Raw genomic sequence first — 18,784 nt, 5'->3', positions numbered from 1 at the left:
ACCGCCGATGACCTCCACTCCAACCACTCAACCGCTCCGCGAAACGGAAGACTCCGTCCTTCTGCGCACCCTCATTCAGGTTCTTGTTAGCGTCGGGATCGCCTCCTTGTCGGTTGCTGCTATTGGCGTGACCCAGGCGTCTTACTTCAATTTGTTGGCCATTCCCCTGAGTGCTTTCGGCGGGTACTGGAGTTGGAAATCTCGGCATCGTCGTAACATTGCGGTCAAATTCTTCATCGCCTTTGGAATGTTGACGGCATTGGGAGTTTTCCTTGGTGGCATTATCGGGGGTGGCGATACGCGGGTGCGTTTGGCCGAGTTGCTGATTCACCTGCAAGTTCTTCACAGCTTTGACATGCCTCGACGAAAAGACTTGGGCTATTCCATTGTGATTGGCCTGATTCTGCTCGGCGTTGCGGCAACAGTCAGCCAATCCCTCACCTTCGCTCCTCTGCTCGTCTTATTTCTAGTGATCGCCCTGCCTGTCCTCACATTGGACTATCAGTCTCGGCTGGGAATTAAGGTGGCGTCCTTTCAAAAAGGCACAACAACGGCATTCAGGCCAAAGCGTTTGGCCGTGCTCGTTCTGGTCGTTTTAGGATTGGGGTTGGCTATCTTTGCGGCCCTACCTCGCCTACCCGGTTACCAAATTCGCAATTTTCCAGTCAGCGACACGATCAACTTTCAAGGGGAGTTTTCTGGCGATCGCATCGTCAACTCTGGCTATTCTGCAAACACCCAAGATGGCACGAGCTTAGGTGGTCAAGACGGTGACAGTACCCAAATTCAAGGCAATAGTCCCACCGACGGTCCAGGAGAACTGGACAGCCTGGTTTACTACGGCTTTAACCAACGCATGAACCAAAACTTGCGGGGAGTGATGGAATCGCAGGTGGTGATGCGGGTGCGATCGCAAGCACCTGGCTTCTGGCGAGTTTTAGCATTTGATCACTACACAGGGCAGGGCTGGGAGATTGGTCGGCGGGATGACATTGAGGTGATTCAGCGCTCCTCTCTAAGCTATCGCAACTATGTGCCTCCAGCTGCCTACAAAACTGGGTACCACAACACCCTGGGCCGAGAACGAGAAGTGGTGCAAACCTACACTATCGTCAATGACCTACCCAACCTGATCCCCGCGCTTTATCAGGTTGAACAGATCTATTTTCCGACTCAAGAAGTGGCGATTGATACGGAAGGCTCGCTGCGATCGCCCGTGTCTCTGGCCAAAGGGCTCACCTATTCTATTGTTTCGGATGTGCCCTATCGCGATCGCATGCAGTTACGAGCAGCTAGCACCGAGTACGATGACGAAACTCAGGAGGTGTATCTGCAAGTGCCCGAGGCCATCCGCGATCGGGTGCAACAACTCACCGAAGAACTGCTAGCAGACGCTCCCCAATCAATCACAGATCCCTACGAGCAGAGCCTCTATCTTGCTCAAACCCTCAAGCAAAACTACACATTGCAGGCAGATCTCCCCTTCTTCACCGAGGGCGAAGATTTAGTCGATGCATTTCTCTTCAAATACGAAGGGGGCTATCCCGATCACTTTTCCACTGCCCTCACCATCATGTTGCGGAGCATCGGCATTCCGGCCCGTCTCGTCACTGGGTTTGACACAGGGCGATTCAATCCCTTCACGGGGTATTACGTCGTCAACAACACCGATGCCTATGCCATCACCGAAGTATTCTTCCCGGGATATGGTTGGTTCACCTTTGACCCGATCCCTGGCCACGAACTGATCCCCCAGTCCATTAAAGATAGCCAAACTTTTACCGTGCTGCGGCAGTTCTGGAATTGGGTCGCTGGCTGGCTGCCATCCCCTGTGTCCAGCTGGCTTACTGGAGTGCTAGCATGGCTGGTCAACATTGCGGGTCGCTTACTCAACTTCTTCAGCAACGGCATCGTCGGTTTTCTCGCCGCCTTACTCACCCTCACTGGATTGGCCTTTCTACTTTGGTTAGCTTGGCAAGGATGGCGGCGATGGCGACGACACGCACGATTGCAAAAGCTCCCCGCCATAGAACGCCTCTATCAGCAAATGCTGGCTTGGCTAGCCGAGCAGGGCTATCCCAAACAGCCTACTCAAACGCCCCTGGAATACGCGATCGCCCTCCACCATCAGACTCGCTTCACCAAAGCTGAGCAGGTCATGAACATCATCCAGACCTACTTACGCTGGCGCTATGGCAACAAAAAAGAAGACGCCGAAAGTCTGAAGCAGCAAGTCCATGCCCTGAAACAGCAACCATAGCACTGACGCATAAACCCCCTTGCATTCTCTAAATTCAGCAACATCCAAAGATCAGTTCATTCTGCGGCGTTGCCTGTCTGTTTTTCTACACGGTTGCCCTAGGGGATCAAATGAATTATCATCGGCAACCATAGCTGCATCCGTGCAGCTTGCTCCCCGAACATTTGGTCGGCGGCACTGGCAAGTGATCGCAACACAAACCAGCGCCTAACCCATAGACAGATCCAGGCTGTCGTACGGGCTTTGCCTATTTTAGGTCGCCCCACCGAAGCGCTTCGTCTAAGGGCGACTGAATCTTCGGGGATTCCAACCCAATCCGATTCTTTGGAGGAATCCCCAGTGATTACCATTCAATACTTTCTGCCGTCTCATCACACTGAGGCGGCACCACCGTCGCTGCCCAGCAATCCTGCTCATCCCCAGCGACGACACAAGCGGCTGCGCCTGTATCTCGTTGGCACCGAAGCCGATACCCAAAGCGCCATTGATCTGTTCCACCTGCGGAACTGCATCGAGCGCATCGAGTGGAGTCCGAAGATCGACGTGCCGGAAAACGGCGTGCTGATCCGCCAAGACCCCGGCGATGTGTTGCGGTACTTGCAGCGCGATAGGTTGTTCGAGTAGGGAGAATTAGCCCCTCGGTTTCATTAGGAAATGCATCATTAAGTTTGAGCCTTGATGAAAAACCGAGGGGTTGAAGAGGATAGAGAAGGGTTAGGGCGATCCCTGGTACGGTCAGTTTGTCTCATCAGGCCACAGCATTCAAAAACTTCTCATATCATACCTATCTTGATACATCTGATAGATGTAGTCATCTCTGTCAATAGTCGGACACTTTCTTAGACAAGCACTAAATTCCTTCTTTTGTTGGTTAGATATTGTGAAAGAGGGCTGAAGCCCGCATTTCACTTTTGCCTATTAAAAACTGTCCGGAGTGTTGTTGTAGGATTGGGTTGATAAGGAACGGGAACTTATTTAAGTATCAACTTTGAGCTTTGGATTCGCTGAGAACTCAATCATTCAAAACTCAAAACTGAGAACTTAAAATTCATTCATTCCTAAGGTGGTGAAAATGAGTTTATCTATCATTGATCAAGTCATTAAGCAGCTGAGCAATATGCCACAATCCTTGCAGCAGCAAGTCCTCCAGTTTGCTTACACGTTGAATCAAGCTAAAAGTCAAGGCACACCTGGCTCTAAGTTGGTTAAGTTTGCGGGTTCAATCCAATCAGATGATCTAGCTCTGATGCAGGATGCTATTGATGAAGGTTGCGGACAGGTCAACTTGAGTGAGTGGTAGCTATTTACTTGATACCAATATCATTATCGGTCTATTTGCTGGACAGACATCAGTTATTAACCCTCTTCAGCGCTCTGATGAAATTTTTATTTCCAGCATTGCCCTTGGAGAGCTGTACTATGGTGCGCGAAAGTCTGGACGAGTTCAGCAAAATCTAGAACGGATTGAAGCGCTTGTTGCAGATGTCACTATTGTTGGCTGTGATGCTGCCACGGCCCGACAATATGGTGACATTAAGAATCTGTTGAGAGCACAAGGACGTCCACTACCCGAAAATGACATTTGGATTGCAGCACTGGCTCTACAGTATGACTTAATCTTAGTTACACGTGATGCACATTTTCAGCATGTGGAAGGTTTGCAAACCGTGCGGTGGTAACAACCTACATTCACTCGATTAATACTGGGTTGCGACACCAGAGCTGAGCAGAATGCAAAGCTACTGCTGCCGTCAGGCTTCATCATTAGGCCGTACATTACATCGATCGCGCTATTCCACCATCGACCCAGATGTTCTACCCGTTAATGTAGCTAGCCCCTTCAGATGCTGGAAACTTAGACATCTAAGCTTGTGCACCCAACAGCATCTAGGTGTTTAGCCCATAACCAGATGGCTCGCTGTTTTGTCCTAACGGGACCGGTGACGGCTGTGGCAACCTTGTGCCGCAAATTGATCAAAGCTGCTGGTCAATTCCTACATTTTTCAGCAACCACTGACCAGAAACATTAAGTAGATTGAATATTTCGAGCGATCGCACCGTCATGAAAGCTTTAACCTACCTAATCCCTCTGGTTCTGGTTGCCTCAATGAGGTCTGATTGGAGTTTTAATTCTCCTAGCTCCAATGATTTTGAATTTTCTGATTCTGTAAATCTTCCACTTCCTGCAGCAGCAGAACCTGTTCCAAAACTTGAGCTGCAATCCTGCATTGCGGATTTAGAGAAACCTCAAGTTTTCGTGCTGTCTTCTGAGGCCAATCGACAAAGCTATTACATGGCGTTTCCGGCAATTAATAGGACTACGCCGATTGACATGAGACAAGTCGATAGCCTACGCACGATTTTTGTTACCGATATTAGCTGCCAAGTTCTAACTCAAGCCCAAGCTCAAGCGCTTGCTGATCAGCTTTTGAATAGTCGCTATAGGGATCTCATGGTCTTATGGGAAGGAGATATCGATGCTGCGTGGGGCGACATTGTTAATCAATGGGAACGTGATCACGCTGTCTCCGGTCCAGGTGAACATCCCTTGTATTTGGATAGCGCAGATATTTGGATCGCTAAAACACTAAACTTGCATCTGCCAGACTATATTCCTGTCCACATCAATTCTCCGATAAGGCGGTAGAGAAGGTTGGAACATAGACATCGCAAGCATCGTAGCCAGCTCTTGTTTTCTGAGCAGGAACAGAATTTCACTGGTGTTTTAGGGTAGTTATTCATCAAAGGAAGCGTTCTGAACCCTCCAACTTCTTCTGAGTTTCAGACAACCGTTGACCTATAGTAGTAATTTTCTTCGTGCTCGTAGATGCAGAATGAATTATGAGTCGAATTGTTCTGACCACCTGGGGATCGTTGGGCGATCTGCATCCCATCCTGGCTTTGGGGTTAGGCTTGCGCGATCCCCGCCACACCGTCGCGATCGCCACCACCACAGACTATCAAACGACGGTTGAGTCTTTGGGGCTAGCGTTTCATCCCATTCGCCCTGACTTGCCAGACGATCCTCAGATTGTGGAACAGTCTATGGATCCGAAAACGGGACCCGAGGTGGTTTTGAAAGACTTCGTTTTAGGAAATATCCGGGACACCTATGAGGATTTGAGGGCGATCGCCCAAGACGCTGACCTGATGATCGCTCATGAGATTGTTTACGCAGCCCCTATCGTGGCTGAAACGCTCAAGCTGCCTTGGGTGAGTTGTGCGTTGGCCCCCGCTGCCTTCTTCTCGGCCTATGAACCGATTGTGACTTCAAGCTATCCAGCCCTTGCCAAATTACATGATTTTGGACCGGGTATCAATCGCTGGGCCGTTAGATTAGCAAAACTAGCAACTCGATCCTGGGGAAAGCCCCTATATGCGCTTCGTCAGGAATTAGGGTTGCCTCCTATTCAGAATCCAATTGTCGGACACGATAAATATTCTCCACGCCTCGTCTTAGCGTTGTTTTCATCTGTTTTAGGAACGCCTAAACCCGACTGGCCGCCTAACGTTGTGACGACAGGGTTCGCGTTCTACGACGGGCATCGAGAACAACCCATGACGCCAGAACTGGAAGATTTTCTAAGTTCTGGTGAACCGCCTTTAGTCTTCACGTTGGGGTCAGCGGCGGTCAAAGTGGCTGCGGATTTTTATACTGAAAGTGCACAGGCAGCGATTCAGCTGAAACGCCGCGCTGTATTACTGATGGGCAAGAATGCTCTACCCCAGCATTTGCCATCTAATATCTTTGCTTGCGAATATGCACCCTATTCAAAAATTTTTCCTCGTGCTAGTGCGATTGTTCATCAAGGTGGAGTTGGCACTACTGCTCAGGCGTTAAGGGCAGGGCGACCTACTCTGATCGTGCCGTACAGTTTCGATCAGCCCGATAATGCGGCACGGATGCAGCGTCTGGGAACCTCTCGCACCCTTCCGCGTGACTCATATTCGGCATCACGAGTTGCCCGAGAACTGAGTAACCTCATTGAGACCCCCAGCTATGCGGTCAAGGCCGCAGAAATCGGACAGGTTATTCAATCAGAAGATGGTGTCCGTGTAGCCTGTGAGGCTCTAATCGAGAACTTTCAGATCTAAGTCAGACGACTTCTCAATTGAGTATCAGTGATCCCTGTTTAACCACCATTTCTATCACTTTGAAGCAGACTGTTGCAGAATCAAAGGTCACGATTCCGTGTTTAAGCATCATTTTCTTGTTTTAAGAGAGACTGTTGCCGTTTGAACCCAAAAGCGCCCGCTTAAAGAACATGGGGCGGCATACATTTGAGTCAAGCACACCCTATTCCCTGTTTCCTATTCCCTTAAGATACTGAGGTGGATTGACTGAGGTGTACTTGACCAAGCTGCACAGGGTTACATCAAAAAGTTCAACCACATTCCCAATAGCGAAATTCCTCTACAGACCCCTTGACCTCATATAATTGGGCCAACTTCCACCCAAACGATTGTGGATTTATAACGATGAGGCCGGAACTATTAATCGCTATCGTATCAGGGTTGCTTACGCTATTGGCGTCTTCTCTCGTAGCTATCTATCAAGCACGCACCGAATTTCAAAAAATGCTTAAGCAGCTAGAGCAAAAATACACCACATCACTCTTTGAAAAACGGCTTGAAGCCTATCCTTTGCTTTATCAGTTATTGCATACCTTAAATCACGAAATTGAATACAACGTTCATAATCAAGGAGAGATTGATAGGCAAAACCTGATCGAATTTCAGCATCATTACGATCATTGGATTGCCACCTCTGCCTTTCTTCTGACGCCTACTACGGCTGAGTTAGTCTGGGGTTATCACAACTATTTGATTGATATCTTAGGGCAAACATCTGAACAGTCTTTATCAGAAAAGCAGTGGATAGAAGTGCGAAACATACAGGCCACAATTGGCAAATGTCTGAGAGCAGAATTGGGTGTCTATGATACTAGAGCAGCAGGTATATTCAAGTCTGAACCGTATGTCCACGCAATGATTGAAAGACTGAATCAAAGTTCAAGGCGTATCCGCAATAGGTTTGATTATTAAACACCCATAGCTTGCTTCAAAGCGTTTTTTTAAATCGATCGCGATACAAAAGTAATCAATCGGGACAGTGTTGCCGTCATTTGAACTCATGCCAATGTGATCTGGGCAGAACAGCTATTGATTGCAAACAATGCAATACTTTCTAGCCAGCATCCAACTCCACATCAAATGCACTTCTGCTCTGCGTCGCTAGACTTCTTCTCAATACCAATGCTTTAAGCCCTACAGTCCAGTAGTTTTCCTTTGAGCCTCGCGGAGTTTCAAGAGATCCCAAAAATCGCTTTCACTATCATCCTGATCATCCTCTTCTGGCAGATAGAAGAGCATAGCTCGACGGATAATAACAGCGGCAATTCCGATACCAATAAACTCAGGTATTGCGAGGGCAACGCGAGTAATGGTATTCACCTGTGCGACCTGCTGATTGAACAGAGGTGTACCAAAGTTAGCGAGTACAATTCGGAGATTTAGGGAAAAGTTGGCAATGCCTGTCCAAAGATGAACCATCAACACGATTATCGTTCCATTAACCAGTGAACGATAGACTTTTGTCTCTGCAAGTAATGATTTTAAGGATTTTTCTTGTTCTAGTGAAGTTGGATTTAGACCCTGCACTAGAAAGTAGTACATAATCGGTTTGCGAATGATAATTGAGATGCCAAATACAATCGCTGTAAAAATAGATCCCATACTATCTTTGAAGGCAAACTGAATACCATCGACAAACCAAAATGCCAACAGACCACGAATAATTGCAAAGGCTCCAACATAGCTGGCGATGAAATTAAATCGTTTAGTAATCAAAAACAAATCTATTAAAACCCAAGCGACTGGCACAAGGGCAGCGACAATGTAGGTTGTAACGGCCCCGAATTCCTCACTCAGATTATTCAAAATGAGGATGGGAATGACGGCTCCTATCACAATGTCGAGGACTAACTTGATTCGGCGATTCATGACTCAATAACTCTTCTACGTCTGTTGATTCTGTGTGTAAAGGGCAGATTACTGCCTGAACGATAGCAAGCCACCCTCTTCTGGACCCTTGCCTTTCGTTGGGGTTCGCGTGAAATGAAACATCTGCCAAGACACTTTAAAATCTGAACAGTGTTCATATTCATCAAAAATACGAACACTGTTCACGTTTTGTCAACCTCAATCTCATATTGATGACCCCACCGAAATCGTCTAGCTCGTCAAACCTCAGTAATATACGGCGGCAGCCTAAACAGGCTCGCAGTCGGGAACGAGTCAAGCAGATTCTGGACGTTGCCGAACAGCTCTTTTTGGACGTCGGCTATGAATCAACTACGACCCGAGCGATCGCAGCCCAGGCAAACGTTTCGGTCGGATCGCTCTATCAGTTCTTTCCTGATAAAGAAGCGATTCTTAAAGCGCTGGCAATTCGTTATCTGCACATGCAATATCACCAGTTTCTTGATCTGCATACGCCAGAGGCCATACATTTGCCGTTAGATAGCTATGTTGATCAGATGATTGACGTGTTTGATCAGTTCTACACAGACTATCCGGGTTCACGTGCCATTTTTGAACAGCTATTAGACACCATTACTTGGTCTGCGATCGAAAAAATTGACGACTTTGAATATCGGGTCACTGATGAGCTCGCTCGATTCTTCCATGCCCGCAAACCCAGTTTGTCGCTAGCCCATTGTGAGCGAATAGCAATGGTGATTACGAAGATAACCGCTGAACTTTTATGGCTGTCGCTTCGTGGCGATCACACCTTTCGCCAAGAGTTGATCGCAGAAACCAAGCTGCTCATTCGAAGTTATCTTCAACACTATTTGCCCGAGGACAATTAGGTTTGAGCGATCGCGAAGCTGTCACAACACTGAATGCCCATACTCCAGAAGAAGACGCCAAGTGGATTAGGTCATTCTCCTTCACGGGTTACAGTCGTATACCCAAGTCGGTCTTCTGCATGTAGCCAACTGGGTGATGTTGCGCGATATAGCCCCAAGCCAGACTGAACTCATACATTTCAAGAGGTTTGACTGAATGTCTGCGCTTCAATCCGGTTTAAAATTGGGTTTCAGGCTAGCCGCGAGTTTGGGAATAGCAATGGGTAGCGTACTTGCTGCCACTGTTGCTCTAGCCGCTCCGGCGCCCATTTTTGAGCCAATTCTGGATGAAATTCCAACCGATAACCCACTTATTCCACCGCTTCGCATCCCGACTGCCATCTCATCTGACATTGAGTTGTATCCATCAATCATGCCTGAAGCAGGCGTCGTTTTCCTGAATACAGAACCCGACTGTGAGGAGATCGCCTGTACTGCGCTTGTGGTTGCCGCACAGTCAGAACCGCCCCCGCTCTGGCCATTCATCGGTGCCAATCCAATGAAATCAGTTGACTTAGCGGATGGCATTAAAGCTCATTTTTGGGAACGAGGCGGAATGGCTTCGTTTCAATGGATTCAGGACGATTCGCTTTACATTTTGAGCTATAGTCAAGCAATTTTCTCTGAGGAAGCGGCGATCGCCATGGCAACCTCTATGGCTAACGAGCCACCGTTCACACCCTAGAGCAATCGCTGCCAAGAAGTCCAAACAGATTTCTACGACTCACGCAAATAGGCTGTTTGACTGCTACACCTAGCGTAGTCGGGTGGACATCCCACCCGACTTCAGTCGCCTTCAAGGTAATAGACAGTTTGCGTCAGTCCAAAACGTTAGGCCGTTGCTGGCTCTACTTCCTGCTTTGTTTTCGGGTGATCTGGAGAAGGCGTGACATCAAGACCTGAAATTGTTTGAGTAGCTCTGGCGCGTTGAGTTTTCAGCAATCCAATATTGCTGGTGAGGAGGAAGCTGGTAAAGCTCGCGATCGCAATCACTGGCAAGATTGTCGTATCTGACAACACTGTCAGAATAATGGTTGTACTGATGGGTGTTTTTGTAATAGCGACGTTAATCGCCGCCATGCAGCATAGGACCGCGATAGTGGGGTGAATTGCAGGAATGCCAAAGGCGATCGCCAATCCCAAGCTCGCACCTGTGAAAAATAGCGGAAAAATAAAGCCACCTCTGAAGCCTCCATGGATCGTCAGACAAATGGCCAGCATTTTGGCAAGGCAAATACCCAGCAGCATAATGACAGTGAATGAAGCAGATTCAGCCAATAAGCGAGTCTCAATCTGCTGCTCACTAAAGAACAGCGTTTGCGGATAGAGCACTGCGATCCAGCCGATGCCTAATCCTCCCAACAGCGCCAGTAAAATGTGGCGATGTTCAATCTTCTGAATCATCCACTTCATGACGCGGAAGATGCCAATAAAGAGAATTCCGGCTAAGGCACCGGCAACCCCCAAAGCAATCCCCTCCAACAGGTTCAGCCACGTCAGACTGGGCAAATCGCCAAAGCGTCCGAAGTTGTAAATTCCGCCTACGGCCAATCCTGTGCCCATACGGAAAATGCCGAAACTGCAAATGCCTGCCACCATCGCCGGAATAACGGCCTCGTAATATTCCAAGCCGCGTCGATGAGGAATCTCTAAGGCGAACAAAGGTCCCCCAATGGGATCCCCGAAAAAGGCTGCTAGAGCTGCTCCCATGCCACAGAAAGTCATCGTTCGCATACTTTTGATCGACAGGTTAAGCTTTTCGGCCAACCAGCTCCCCAAGCTGCCATTAATTTGAACCAGGGGTGCCTCTGGACCCAAACTACCGCCAGCTGTAATGGAAACTAGGGAGGTGGCAATCATGCCAGGTGTCTGCTTGGGGTCTAAACGGCCTGCATCATGGACGCGATCAATCACGATTGCCATTTCTCCCGGCAATCCCAAAAAGTACAGGCACAGCCCTACCCCCAGACCGCCAATCGTGGCAACCATCCAGGTGTAATGCCAATGGGGTAACCAAGCCGGGAACCAGCCTAACGCCGTTTCTCGCCCAGTTTCCCAAACAAACTCCAGCAAATTTTCTAATACAAAATAGTAAAGGGTGGCAACAATTCCTCCAGCCACGCCTACCGTTCCTGCATACAGTAATGTCCGAAGATAACTGAGTTCCTGAGAGGTCTCAGAGGTACTTTCCTCTGAGTGGGCAATACTCTCAAATTCTTCTGCAGCAATTGTCATAGAACCTTTTTCACGACTCAAAGTTTCCGCATGGTAGCGATGTAACTTTTAGAGAAAAAGTAATGGTGATTACGGAAAGCGTTTTGTGATGCCATAGGTTCATGATCACGATGCTATTTCCGCATCGCTGCGCTTCTGGACACATCTAATGAGACACAACCCTCCAATAACTCGACTCTTCTTTCCTTGGGGAGCAGGGAACGGGGAGTGGGGTGTGCTTGATTCAAATGCATGCCGCTATAGATGGCTCAAGCTGTAATTGAAATCTTCTGTGAGCTTTGAAATCAGAGCTAATCCGGTAAGTTTTAACACTTTTAAGATTGCTAACGATTCGAGTCTATTTTTTTGTCTAGAGAGGAGCTTACGGACAGCGCCTTAGGGCAAAATCCCTACTTGCCGCAGCGGAATAGCCCGACATTGACTTACTGCCGATTGACTAAGATAGACGAGTTAGGTTGATTGAGGAAATTACCGATGCCGTCGTCTGGAAGCAGCGATCGCCTCGCTCTGTCGTATTTGCTATGGGCCGGATGTTTCTTTGGGGTTTCGGGTCTTCATCGACTCTACAACGGCAAAATCGCGACGGGCATCATTTGGCTCTTTACGTTTGGCCTGTTCGGAATAGGCCAGTTCGTAGACGTTTTCTTCGTTCCCGGCATGGCTAGAGACCATCAGCTGCGGCGACTTAAAGCACACTATGGCGATGGCATCTATGATGTGGTGGGACAACCCGCTGTAGCCACTCAGACGGTACAGAAACCGACTCGTCAAGAGAAACGGATGAAGCTGCTGCAAGCGGCGAAAAATAATTCAGGTTACCTATCCGTCACTCAAGCCGTTTTGGATACTGGGCTTGATTTTGATGAGGTTGAAGTTTTACTGAGTGACATGGCGAAGTCAGGGTATGTCGGCGTTGATAATCATCCCGAGACGGGCGTTGTGATCTACCGCTTTGATGAATTGAGAAGCTAGTACAGGTAGAAATAGGCTCACCCTTCAAAACATGGGGAAAGCTTATCCAGCTTAGTTTTGTAGAGCTTTACTCTTCTCGCAGAGTATTCTGAAATTTTGCATTTTGAATTCCGCATACGGCACTAGTTCTCTCACGCCGATCAACGTTTACAGTGGCTTGAATGCTCACGTATGATTCTCTCATGAGAATTTTGCTGGTTGATGATGAAGCTGAACTCGCGGAACCCTTAAGCCGTGTGCTATCGCGGGAAGGGTATCAGGTGGATGTGGCTTTTGATGGGCAAGCCGGAAGACAGTTAGCTGCCCAAGGGGGATATGACCTCTTGATCCTAGACTGGATGCTGCCGCACTTCAGTGGGTTAGAGGTTTGCCAGCAAGTGCGATCGCGAGGCGACGCTACCCCCGTTCTATTTCTGACGGCCAAAGATACTCTAGACGACCGGGTTGAAGGGCTTGATGCCGGGGCCGATGACTACATTGTCAAACCTTTTGAATTAAGAGAGTTGCTAGCACGAGTGCGGGCTTTGTTACGGCGACCGCCTACGCTAGAGGCCCCTCAGCGGCCCGTCCGACTCCAGTACGAAGACTTGGAACTCGACGAAGCCAATCAATTAGCCTATCGACAGGAACAGATGATTGAACTGTCAGAAAAAGAGACTCGACTGCTGGGCTACCTGCTGCGTCATCCCAACCAAGTGTTGACACATACTCAGATTCATCAGGCCGTTTGGAAAGATACCGATGAACCCGCCAGTAACGTGCTTGCAGCTCAGATGCGACTACTGCGGCGAAAAATTGAGCCGAAAGGAACATTGCCCCTCATTCACACTGTGTATGGCAAAGGATATCGTCTCGGACGGTGAACCGCTTCTCGTTATACTGAAGACCTGAGTTTGTCAGTTTTCCTATGGCTTCTGAGGTCCCTACAGTTGAGTTTTTCGATGGCATTTCCGAAGAAATTAGCAATGTCAGTCTCAGACAAGATAAGGCAACAGGCGATCGCATCGTATTGCTGCTGTTTGAGCGTTTGCAAGCGATCGAAGAATTTAAAAGCTTCCGCAGTCGTTTCTCTAGAGCACTCAGGCTGACTGATAGCGAAGGGATTATTACGATTGAGCCATCCGGCGTTAAGTTTATCTTCACAGGGCCTGAGGGCGATGATCTAAAGCATGTTGAGTGCACCCTCGAGATCGACCGAGAAGACCATTGGGACAGGTTTATGCGGTTTATGCATCGCTATGCTGAAGCGAACGGCATGGCTTACGGTGAACCAGGTCAGTAAAAAACCGTTGTGAAGATATCAGTGCAAAGGAGTCAGGGTTAGTGAAAGTTGCGATTACCGGGGGCACCGGGTTTGTTGGCAGTAAGCTGGTGAAGGCGCTGCAAGCGCAGGGTCACGAACTGGTGGTATTGACCCGCGACACCGCTCGCGCTCGCCGTGTGTTTCCAGAATCCGCGTTTCCTAAAGTGACACTTGTCGCCTACACACCGCAATCCTCTGGACCTTGGCAGGCAGCGATTTCGGGTTGCGACGGAGTCGTGAATTTGGCGGGTGCACCCATTTCAGAGCGGTGGACTCCGGCCCATAAGAAAGCGATTATGGACAGTCGCAAAGTTGGGACTGAGAAAATTGTCGAAGCGATCGCCCAGGCGGAATCAAAGCCTAGTGTGCTGGTCAGTGCGTCTGCGATCGGTTACTACGGCACCAGTCCCACTAGGACTTTCGATGAGTCCGGCAGACCCGACGACAGCGATTTTTTGTCTCGGGTTTGTCAGGCCTGGGAAGCCGAAGCCTCTAAAGTTAAAGAGATTGAGGGAGTCCGTCTAGTCATTCCTCGTATCGGCATTGTTTTGGGTGAAGGAGGGGCACTGGGTCGAATGTTGACTCCCTTCCGACTGTTTGCAGGCGGTCCCATCGGCAGCGGCCAGCAATGGTTCTCTTGGATTCATATTGATGACCTGGTGGCTCTCCTGGTCAAGGCTTTAACTGATTCCCATATGTCAGGGGTCTACAACGCAACAGCGCCGAATCCGGTCCGCATGGGCGAGGCCTGTGAAGCTTTGGGACAAGCACTCAACAGACCGTCTTGGCTACCCGTACCCGATTTTGTGATTGAGGCGTTGTTAGGCGATGGGGCAGTGGTTGTTTTAGAAGGACAGCAAGTTGTGCCCAGACATCTGACGGAAGCGGGTTTCACCTATCAGTATCCCACCGTTGATCAGGCGATGAAGGCCGTCGTTGAGGCGCTTTGAGCCCCTATGTCGGCGGGACAGCGGGGTGGACTGCTATGCCCGTTGCCGGTAGGACAATAGTCCACCGCTGTGGATAGGTTGGGAGAGTCTCTACCTCGATACACTGTCAGGGTGCAGTTAATCGCTGGGACAGCGTATTGTGGGAAATCCGATTCGGGGCTGGCTGCCAAATCTTGATCGCTGCGTTTGGATACTGGCGGCTGGCCGTCTGCTGTCCCAAGTCGGCATCGGCTTTGTCTTGTTCTATGCCCCCATCTTCTTTGTTAATCAGGTAGGACTTTCGGCTACCCAAGTCGGTTTGGGGGTGGGTAGCCAATCTCTGTCGGGATTAGTAGGTCGCTTCTTGGGCGGCTCCATGACGGATTCTCCTCGCTGGGGACGTCGGAAAACGCTGCTGCTGTCGGCGCTAATTTCAGCGATCGCAGACGGCGTGTTTTTGCTCTCGAACAACTTCCCGGTGTTTGTCGCTGGCAATCTGCTAATGGGCTTTGGGGTAGGGCTGTATTGGCCTGCTACCGAAACCATTGTTGCTGATGTCACCAATGACAAGGACCACAATGAAGCGTTTGCCCTGGTGCGATTGGCCGATAGCTTGGGACTAGGCGTTGGCGTTTCGCTAGGTGGCGTTCTGATTTCGACCACGCAACAGTATCGTTTACTGTTCGCGATTGATGGTGTTTCTTTTCTGCTGTTCTTTGCCATTATCTACAGTGCGATCGCCGAAACCAGACCTGAACAGGAGGGCGATCGTGCCTTTCTGCAAGGCTGGAACGTCGCCCTTAGAGACACATTGCTGCTGATTTATGTCAGCGTCAATATTGTGTTCACAGGCTATATTGCTCAAATCCAAAGTACGCTGCCGGTCTACCTCAATACGTTTATTGCTGGGCAGGATGGCGATGGGCTATCGGAGGCAACGCTCAGTGCTTTGTTCACTGGGCATGTTGTGCTAACAGCACTGTGTCAGCTTCCCGTAGCGCGTCTGCTCAAACCGTTGGCGCAACCCAGGGCACTGATGATTTCAGCCTGTCTGTGGGGAATTGGATTTACGCTCGTATGGACAACTGGCATCAAAATTCTTAGCCAATCTGTGGTGGGAGCCGGATTAGCCTTGGCCATCATGGCGATCGCCGTTACCGCCTACACACCGATTGCCTCCTCTTTTGTCGTGATGCTGGCACCCGAAGCGCTGCGCGGCGTCTATTTATCTGTGAATTCCATGTGCTGGGCGATTGGCTATTTTATTGGCCCGCCAATTGGGGGATGGGCACTGGATCAGTCGCAGCAGGTTGCCCATAGCTTTTGGCTGATGGCGGCGATGAGTATTGTGCCCGTGCTGGCAATTCTGTACGTGTTGGAGCAGCGGATGGAATGTCGAGATTAGGTTTTGGAACAGAGTATGGATTGTTCGATAGCCTGTGTGTAGGGCGTAGCTATGCGTCTTTGGGTTGGGAGAAAGGGGATTGGTCATGGAATTGCGACAGTACAGAGCGATGTTGGGTGTTGTTGCTAGCGTGGGGCTTGGGTTCGCGATCGCGAGCTGTGATGAGGTCGTCACCAGTGACTATGAGGCAATGGCCGTCACGACTTACACGTGGCGGGCGGAATATCGTCCTCAGGGGGTGACACCAGATCGTCCCCGTGAGGGGCGTATTGAAACCTTTGAGACCAATTCGCTGGTGAACATGAATGGCGAACCGACAGTCGATCCAACGGGAGAACGCGATGAAAACGGTATCTGGTGGCCTGCAATTCCACCAAAGCCAACGGTTGATGACCTAGAAGCCAGGCTAAAAGACGGTGAGGCATTCTCAGAACCGCTGATTGATAAGTCGATAGAATACTCGCTGACATTTGATAAGGCGGGAGAAACCGTAACGCTGCCAACGGACTATTCCGTCTATCGGCAGGCGGTGAAAGCCCATGAATCGGATCAATCGCTGAAGCTTCTGCTGGGTGCTCAGGACGGCTATGTACAAAAGGCCGAAATTCAATAGACCGCTATTGCTGACAGCCAGTTTTCGGTATGGTGACAGTAGCGATAGTTATAGCTTTAGTTATCTAGGCTTGTGCACTAACAGCATTTGGGTGCTGAGCCTATAGCTGGGTGGTTTGCCGTCTTGTTCTAATGGAACTGGCGACAGCTATAACGCTACTGTTACGAGGACTGTTAGGGCTATGGACGGACGCGATCGCATTCCTAAAGGCATGACGCCGGAGAAATATCAGCGACTTTTAGCGGAGGCCAAAGCTCCCTACAAAGGTCTTCGAAAATTTGTGTATGGAACCTTTGCTGCTTCTGGCGCGATCGGAGGGTTCATCTTTCTGACACAGATTCTGGCCGGACGGGACGTGGGTTCAGCCATCCCTAATCTCTTGCTGCAAGTTGGTGTTGTAGCGCTGATGGTCTTTTTGTTTCGCCTCGAAAGTCGTCAACCCAATCGCTAGGATATTGGTATCGGGCAAGAAAATTTGGGCGGGGTTAGGGGTTTAGGCGTTCGCAAGCAGAAGCCAGCTGCCAAGAGAATCGACAGTCAGGTGACAGGCGACTGCGATTAATTTCAGACGGCTTCTGTGAGTGCTAAACCACTGTTGTAAAAGGATTTGATTCATTCTTTTGCCTTCTATCTTTAGCCTTGAGCTATAGCTCGTGTCACACGTTTGTCTGCTGGTGTCACATTCTTATAGGAGGAAAGAAACTTCTATGAATGAGATCTACAAGCAGCTTGAATTGCTCAATGAGGTCGTCAAACGCTCTTTATCACTGGAGGAGGTCAGCACTTCTAAAAATCTAATCTTTTTTATTCGGCGATCGCTCTATCAGATGGGACTTTACCCCGAATGGCACGAAAGTGAAATTCTAGTAGAGGCTTACATGCGAATTCGCCAACAAATCATGGCAGGCAAAGAGATTCAAAACCTTCCTGCCTATCTGGCTCGGGTTTCTCAATTCATTGTTCTTGAGAAAAGAAGACAGCGAAAACGCAATTATGGCATCAGACAGAAACTAACGCATCCGGATGAAGCCGCTACAGATTTACCTGATGATTCCTATACAGAAGGCATCGATCAGGAGGTGGTGCATTCACTTTGGAAGTCTTTTGATTCGTTGCCAGAACGAGATCGGCAAATTCTGACACTGCGTATTGTCAAAGGATATTCGTGGAAAGAAGTTGCTTGCTGTTTTGTGGAATCCAAGATCGAGCCGAGATTTAGCGATTCTCTGATTCCAAAATTACGGACTCAGGGAAAAAGAGCACTTGAAAAACTCAGAAAAGGCATGTTGTCTGTTAACAGCTAACAGACTTGAACCTATTTAGGCACACGCGAGCAAGGTAATTAACAAAAGGATTGGTGCAATTTTCATGCGACCAGAAGAATCCCAGGATTTCAGAACCTCGTTTAATGCTTCGAAGACGGAATGCAGAAAGGTTCTGGCTGAATATTATTATTTAGCGAGGCTGCCCAGATTATCTGAGAGGCAAGCTAGCAGGCTAGAAGACATTCTAGAAATGGCAGCCCTTGATGACACCATGAGTTTTCTAATCAACCAGATTGACGAGAAGACGTATCGAGAACTGGGTTTTTACAGTGATCGATCGCAGCTCATTTATCAAAACGAAGCATCCAAAGCTCAGGAACACATCCTTAGCGAAAATGAACGACAAATCCTAATGAGCTTTTCAACGGTTGGTCAGCACAGCTATCGGGAACTTAATCCCAATAGCCATCCTCCTAGAATGGAAATGGTTTTTGACGCCACACATTCTTGTCGAGACTCTCTTAACAAAAAGCTGCTATCGGGAGACTTTTCAGGAAATACTCAATATGCCAGCTTTCAAACAACTCGGTATGAACCTGTTAAATCTGGGTCAAGTCTGACTCAAATTGGACACTTTCTCCAAGACTTTCTAGTGGAAGAATCGGTCTCCTGGCTAATGATGCTTGCCCTTGTTGGTATGATTTTCATCCTTCTATAAATGCAAGAACCTCATACGCAATTCCTTGAGGCATTTGGCTGTACTAAGCTGAATGCCTTTTTAGTAAACTCTGTTACTCAAAATTCTGAAAAATTGATTTCTACCTTTCAAAATCGAGCCCGTCACATAATTTTTCCTGAAGACACATATGGGTAGAAGTCCAAAAAAGAGTA

20 protein-coding genes are annotated in these 18,784 nt (G+C 48.8%); 18 read left to right on the top strand and 2 right to left on the bottom strand.

The annotated features are described in order from the left end of the window. The first annotated feature begins 7 nt into the window (after positions 1-7). From PN498_RS19440 to PN498_RS19410, 7 genes are all read left to right on the top strand, one after another. Entirely contained in the window at positions 8-2,260 is a 2,253-nt protein-coding gene (locus tag PN498_RS19440; protein ID WP_272064927.1) for a transglutaminase TgpA family protein, read from the top strand. Between the two features lie 243 nt (positions 2,261-2,503). Beyond that, positions 2,504-2,884 carry a hypothetical protein gene (locus tag PN498_RS19435; protein WP_272064925.1) on the top strand — a complete coding sequence of 127 codons (381 nt, stop codon included), beginning with the start codon at positions 2,504-2,506 and terminating at the stop codon, positions 2,882-2,884. 448 nt (positions 2,885-3,332) lie between these two features. Then, positions 3,333-3,560, top strand: coding sequence for a hypothetical protein (locus PN498_RS19430; RefSeq protein ID WP_272064924.1), 228 nt, complete (start codon positions 3,333-3,335; stop codon positions 3,558-3,560). After that, positions 3,550-3,939 (top strand): type II toxin-antitoxin system VapC family toxin, encoded by a 390-nt coding sequence (locus tag PN498_RS19425; protein ID WP_272064923.1) that lies wholly within the window; start codon positions 3,550-3,552, stop codon positions 3,937-3,939. Before PN498_RS19430 ends, PN498_RS19425 begins: the two co-directional genes overlap by 11 nt. 383 nt (positions 3,940-4,322) lie before the next feature. After that, positions 4,323-4,907, top strand: a complete 585-nt coding sequence (locus tag PN498_RS19420; protein WP_272064922.1) for a hypothetical protein — start codon at positions 4,323-4,325, stop codon at positions 4,905-4,907. Between the two features lie 194 nt (positions 4,908-5,101). Next, positions 5,102-6,355 (top strand): glycosyltransferase, encoded by a 1,254-nt coding sequence (locus PN498_RS19415; RefSeq protein ID WP_272064920.1) that lies wholly within the window; start codon positions 5,102-5,104, stop codon positions 6,353-6,355. A 384-nt stretch (positions 6,356-6,739) separates the two neighbouring features. Further along, positions 6,740-7,306, top strand: coding sequence for a hypothetical protein (locus tag PN498_RS19410; RefSeq protein ID WP_272064919.1), 567 nt, complete (start codon positions 6,740-6,742; stop codon positions 7,304-7,306). Positions 7,307-7,528: 222 nt separating this feature from the next. Here PN498_RS19410 and PN498_RS19405 read toward each other — a convergent pair whose 3' ends face one another. Then, a complete protein-coding gene (locus PN498_RS19405) occupies positions 7,529-8,263 on the bottom strand; it encodes a VC0807 family protein (RefSeq protein WP_272064917.1) in 735 nt (244 codons plus the stop codon). Between the two features lie 212 nt (positions 8,264-8,475). On the opposite strand from PN498_RS19405, the gene PN498_RS19400 reads away from it, so the two are divergent. Then, a complete protein-coding gene (locus PN498_RS19400) occupies positions 8,476-9,132 on the top strand; it encodes a TetR/AcrR family transcriptional regulator (RefSeq protein WP_272064915.1) in 657 nt (218 codons plus the stop codon). Between the two features lie 196 nt (positions 9,133-9,328). Next, on the top strand, positions 9,329-9,856 hold the full coding sequence (locus PN498_RS19395; protein ID WP_272064913.1) for a hypothetical protein: 528 nt from the start codon (positions 9,329-9,331) through the stop codon (positions 9,854-9,856). A gap of 146 nt (positions 9,857-10,002) precedes the next feature. On the opposite strand, the gene PN498_RS19390 is transcribed toward PN498_RS19395, so the two are convergent. Further along, positions 10,003-11,406: a chloride channel protein gene (locus tag PN498_RS19390; protein ID WP_272064911.1), complete on the bottom strand. Its 1,404-nt coding sequence runs from the start codon at positions 11,404-11,406 to the stop codon at positions 10,003-10,005. A gap of 474 nt (positions 11,407-11,880) precedes the next feature. On the opposite strand from PN498_RS19390, the gene PN498_RS19385 reads away from it, so the two are divergent. The 9 genes from PN498_RS19385 to PN498_RS19345 all read left to right on the top strand — a co-directional run bounded on the left by PN498_RS19385 (position 11,881) and on the right by PN498_RS19345 (position 18,611). Further along, on the top strand, positions 11,881-12,378 hold the full coding sequence (locus PN498_RS19385; RefSeq protein WP_272064910.1) for an NINE protein: 498 nt from the start codon (positions 11,881-11,883) through the stop codon (positions 12,376-12,378). A 182-nt stretch (positions 12,379-12,560) separates the two neighbouring features. After that, a complete protein-coding gene (rppA, locus tag PN498_RS19380) occupies positions 12,561-13,241 on the top strand; it encodes a two-component system response regulator RppA (protein WP_272064909.1) in 681 nt (226 codons plus the stop codon). A gap of 44 nt (positions 13,242-13,285) precedes the next feature. Further along, a complete protein-coding gene (psb28, locus tag PN498_RS19375) occupies positions 13,286-13,660 on the top strand; it encodes a photosystem II reaction center protein Psb28 (RefSeq protein ID WP_272064908.1) in 375 nt (124 codons plus the stop codon). A 41-nt stretch (positions 13,661-13,701) separates the two neighbouring features. After that, complete coding sequence (gene thyD, locus PN498_RS19370) at positions 13,702-14,631, top strand: thylakoid membrane protein ThyD (protein ID WP_272064906.1); 930 nt, start codon at positions 13,702-13,704, stop codon at positions 14,629-14,631. Between the two features lie 139 nt (positions 14,632-14,770). Beyond that, entirely contained in the window at positions 14,771-16,015 is a 1,245-nt protein-coding gene (locus PN498_RS19365) for an MFS transporter (protein WP_272064905.1), read from the top strand. 85 nt (positions 16,016-16,100) lie between these two features. Beyond that, positions 16,101-16,628, top strand: a complete 528-nt coding sequence (locus tag PN498_RS19360) for a hypothetical protein (RefSeq protein ID WP_272064904.1) — start codon at positions 16,101-16,103, stop codon at positions 16,626-16,628. A 181-nt stretch (positions 16,629-16,809) separates the two neighbouring features. Next, positions 16,810-17,079 (top strand): DUF3493 domain-containing protein, encoded by a 270-nt coding sequence (locus PN498_RS19355; RefSeq protein ID WP_272064903.1) that lies wholly within the window; start codon positions 16,810-16,812, stop codon positions 17,077-17,079. Positions 17,080-17,335: 256 nt separating this feature from the next. Then, a complete protein-coding gene (locus PN498_RS19350; protein WP_272064902.1) occupies positions 17,336-17,932 on the top strand; it encodes an RNA polymerase sigma factor in 597 nt (198 codons plus the stop codon). A 232-nt stretch (positions 17,933-18,164) separates the two neighbouring features. Beyond that, positions 18,165-18,611, top strand: a complete 447-nt coding sequence (locus PN498_RS19345; RefSeq protein ID WP_272064901.1) for a hypothetical protein — start codon at positions 18,165-18,167, stop codon at positions 18,609-18,611. The last annotated feature ends 173 nt before the right edge of the window (positions 18,612-18,784 follow it).

Origin of the sequence: Oscillatoria sp. CS-180 (assembly GCF_028330965.1) — a bacterium.
Classification (GTDB): domain Bacteria; phylum Cyanobacteriota; class Cyanobacteriia; order Phormidesmidales; family Phormidesmidaceae; genus Halomicronema.
Note: the sequence above shows the minus strand (reverse complement) of the source record. Positions and strands in the feature narration are given on the sequence as shown.

Coding starts and splice junctions, on each gene's coding strand:
- PN498_RS19385 (WP_272064910.1), top strand. CDS start 11,881: ATGCCGTCGTCTGGAAGCAGCGATCGCCTCGCTCTGTCGTATTTGCTA.
- PN498_RS19350 (WP_272064902.1), top strand. CDS start 17,336: ATGAATGAGATCTACAAGCAGCTTGAATTGCTCAATGAGGTCGTCAAA.
- PN498_RS19395 (WP_272064913.1), top strand. CDS start 9,329: ATGTCTGCGCTTCAATCCGGTTTAAAATTGGGTTTCAGGCTAGCCGCG.
- PN498_RS19360 (WP_272064904.1), top strand. CDS start 16,101: ATGGAATTGCGACAGTACAGAGCGATGTTGGGTGTTGTTGCTAGCGTG.
- PN498_RS19420 (WP_272064922.1), top strand. CDS start 4,323: ATGAAAGCTTTAACCTACCTAATCCCTCTGGTTCTGGTTGCCTCAATG.
- PN498_RS19405 (WP_272064917.1), bottom strand. CDS start 8,263: ATGAATCGCCGAATCAAGTTAGTCCTCGACATTGTGATAGGAGCCGTC.
- PN498_RS19430 (WP_272064924.1), top strand. CDS start 3,333: ATGAGTTTATCTATCATTGATCAAGTCATTAAGCAGCTGAGCAATATG.
- PN498_RS19400 (WP_272064915.1), top strand. CDS start 8,476: ATGACCCCACCGAAATCGTCTAGCTCGTCAAACCTCAGTAATATACGG.
- PN498_RS19410 (WP_272064919.1), top strand. CDS start 6,740: ATGAGGCCGGAACTATTAATCGCTATCGTATCAGGGTTGCTTACGCTA.
- rppA (WP_272064909.1), top strand. CDS start 12,561: ATGAGAATTTTGCTGGTTGATGATGAAGCTGAACTCGCGGAACCCTTA.
- psb28 (WP_272064908.1), top strand. CDS start 13,286: ATGGCTTCTGAGGTCCCTACAGTTGAGTTTTTCGATGGCATTTCCGAA.
- PN498_RS19345 (WP_272064901.1), top strand. CDS start 18,165: ATGAGTTTTCTAATCAACCAGATTGACGAGAAGACGTATCGAGAACTG.
- PN498_RS19390 (WP_272064911.1), bottom strand. CDS start 11,406: ATGACAATTGCTGCAGAAGAATTTGAGAGTATTGCCCACTCAGAGGAA.
- PN498_RS19415 (WP_272064920.1), top strand. CDS start 5,102: ATGAGTCGAATTGTTCTGACCACCTGGGGATCGTTGGGCGATCTGCAT.
- PN498_RS19355 (WP_272064903.1), top strand. CDS start 16,810: ATGGACGGACGCGATCGCATTCCTAAAGGCATGACGCCGGAGAAATAT.
- PN498_RS19440 (WP_272064927.1), top strand. CDS start 8: ATGACCTCCACTCCAACCACTCAACCGCTCCGCGAAACGGAAGACTCC.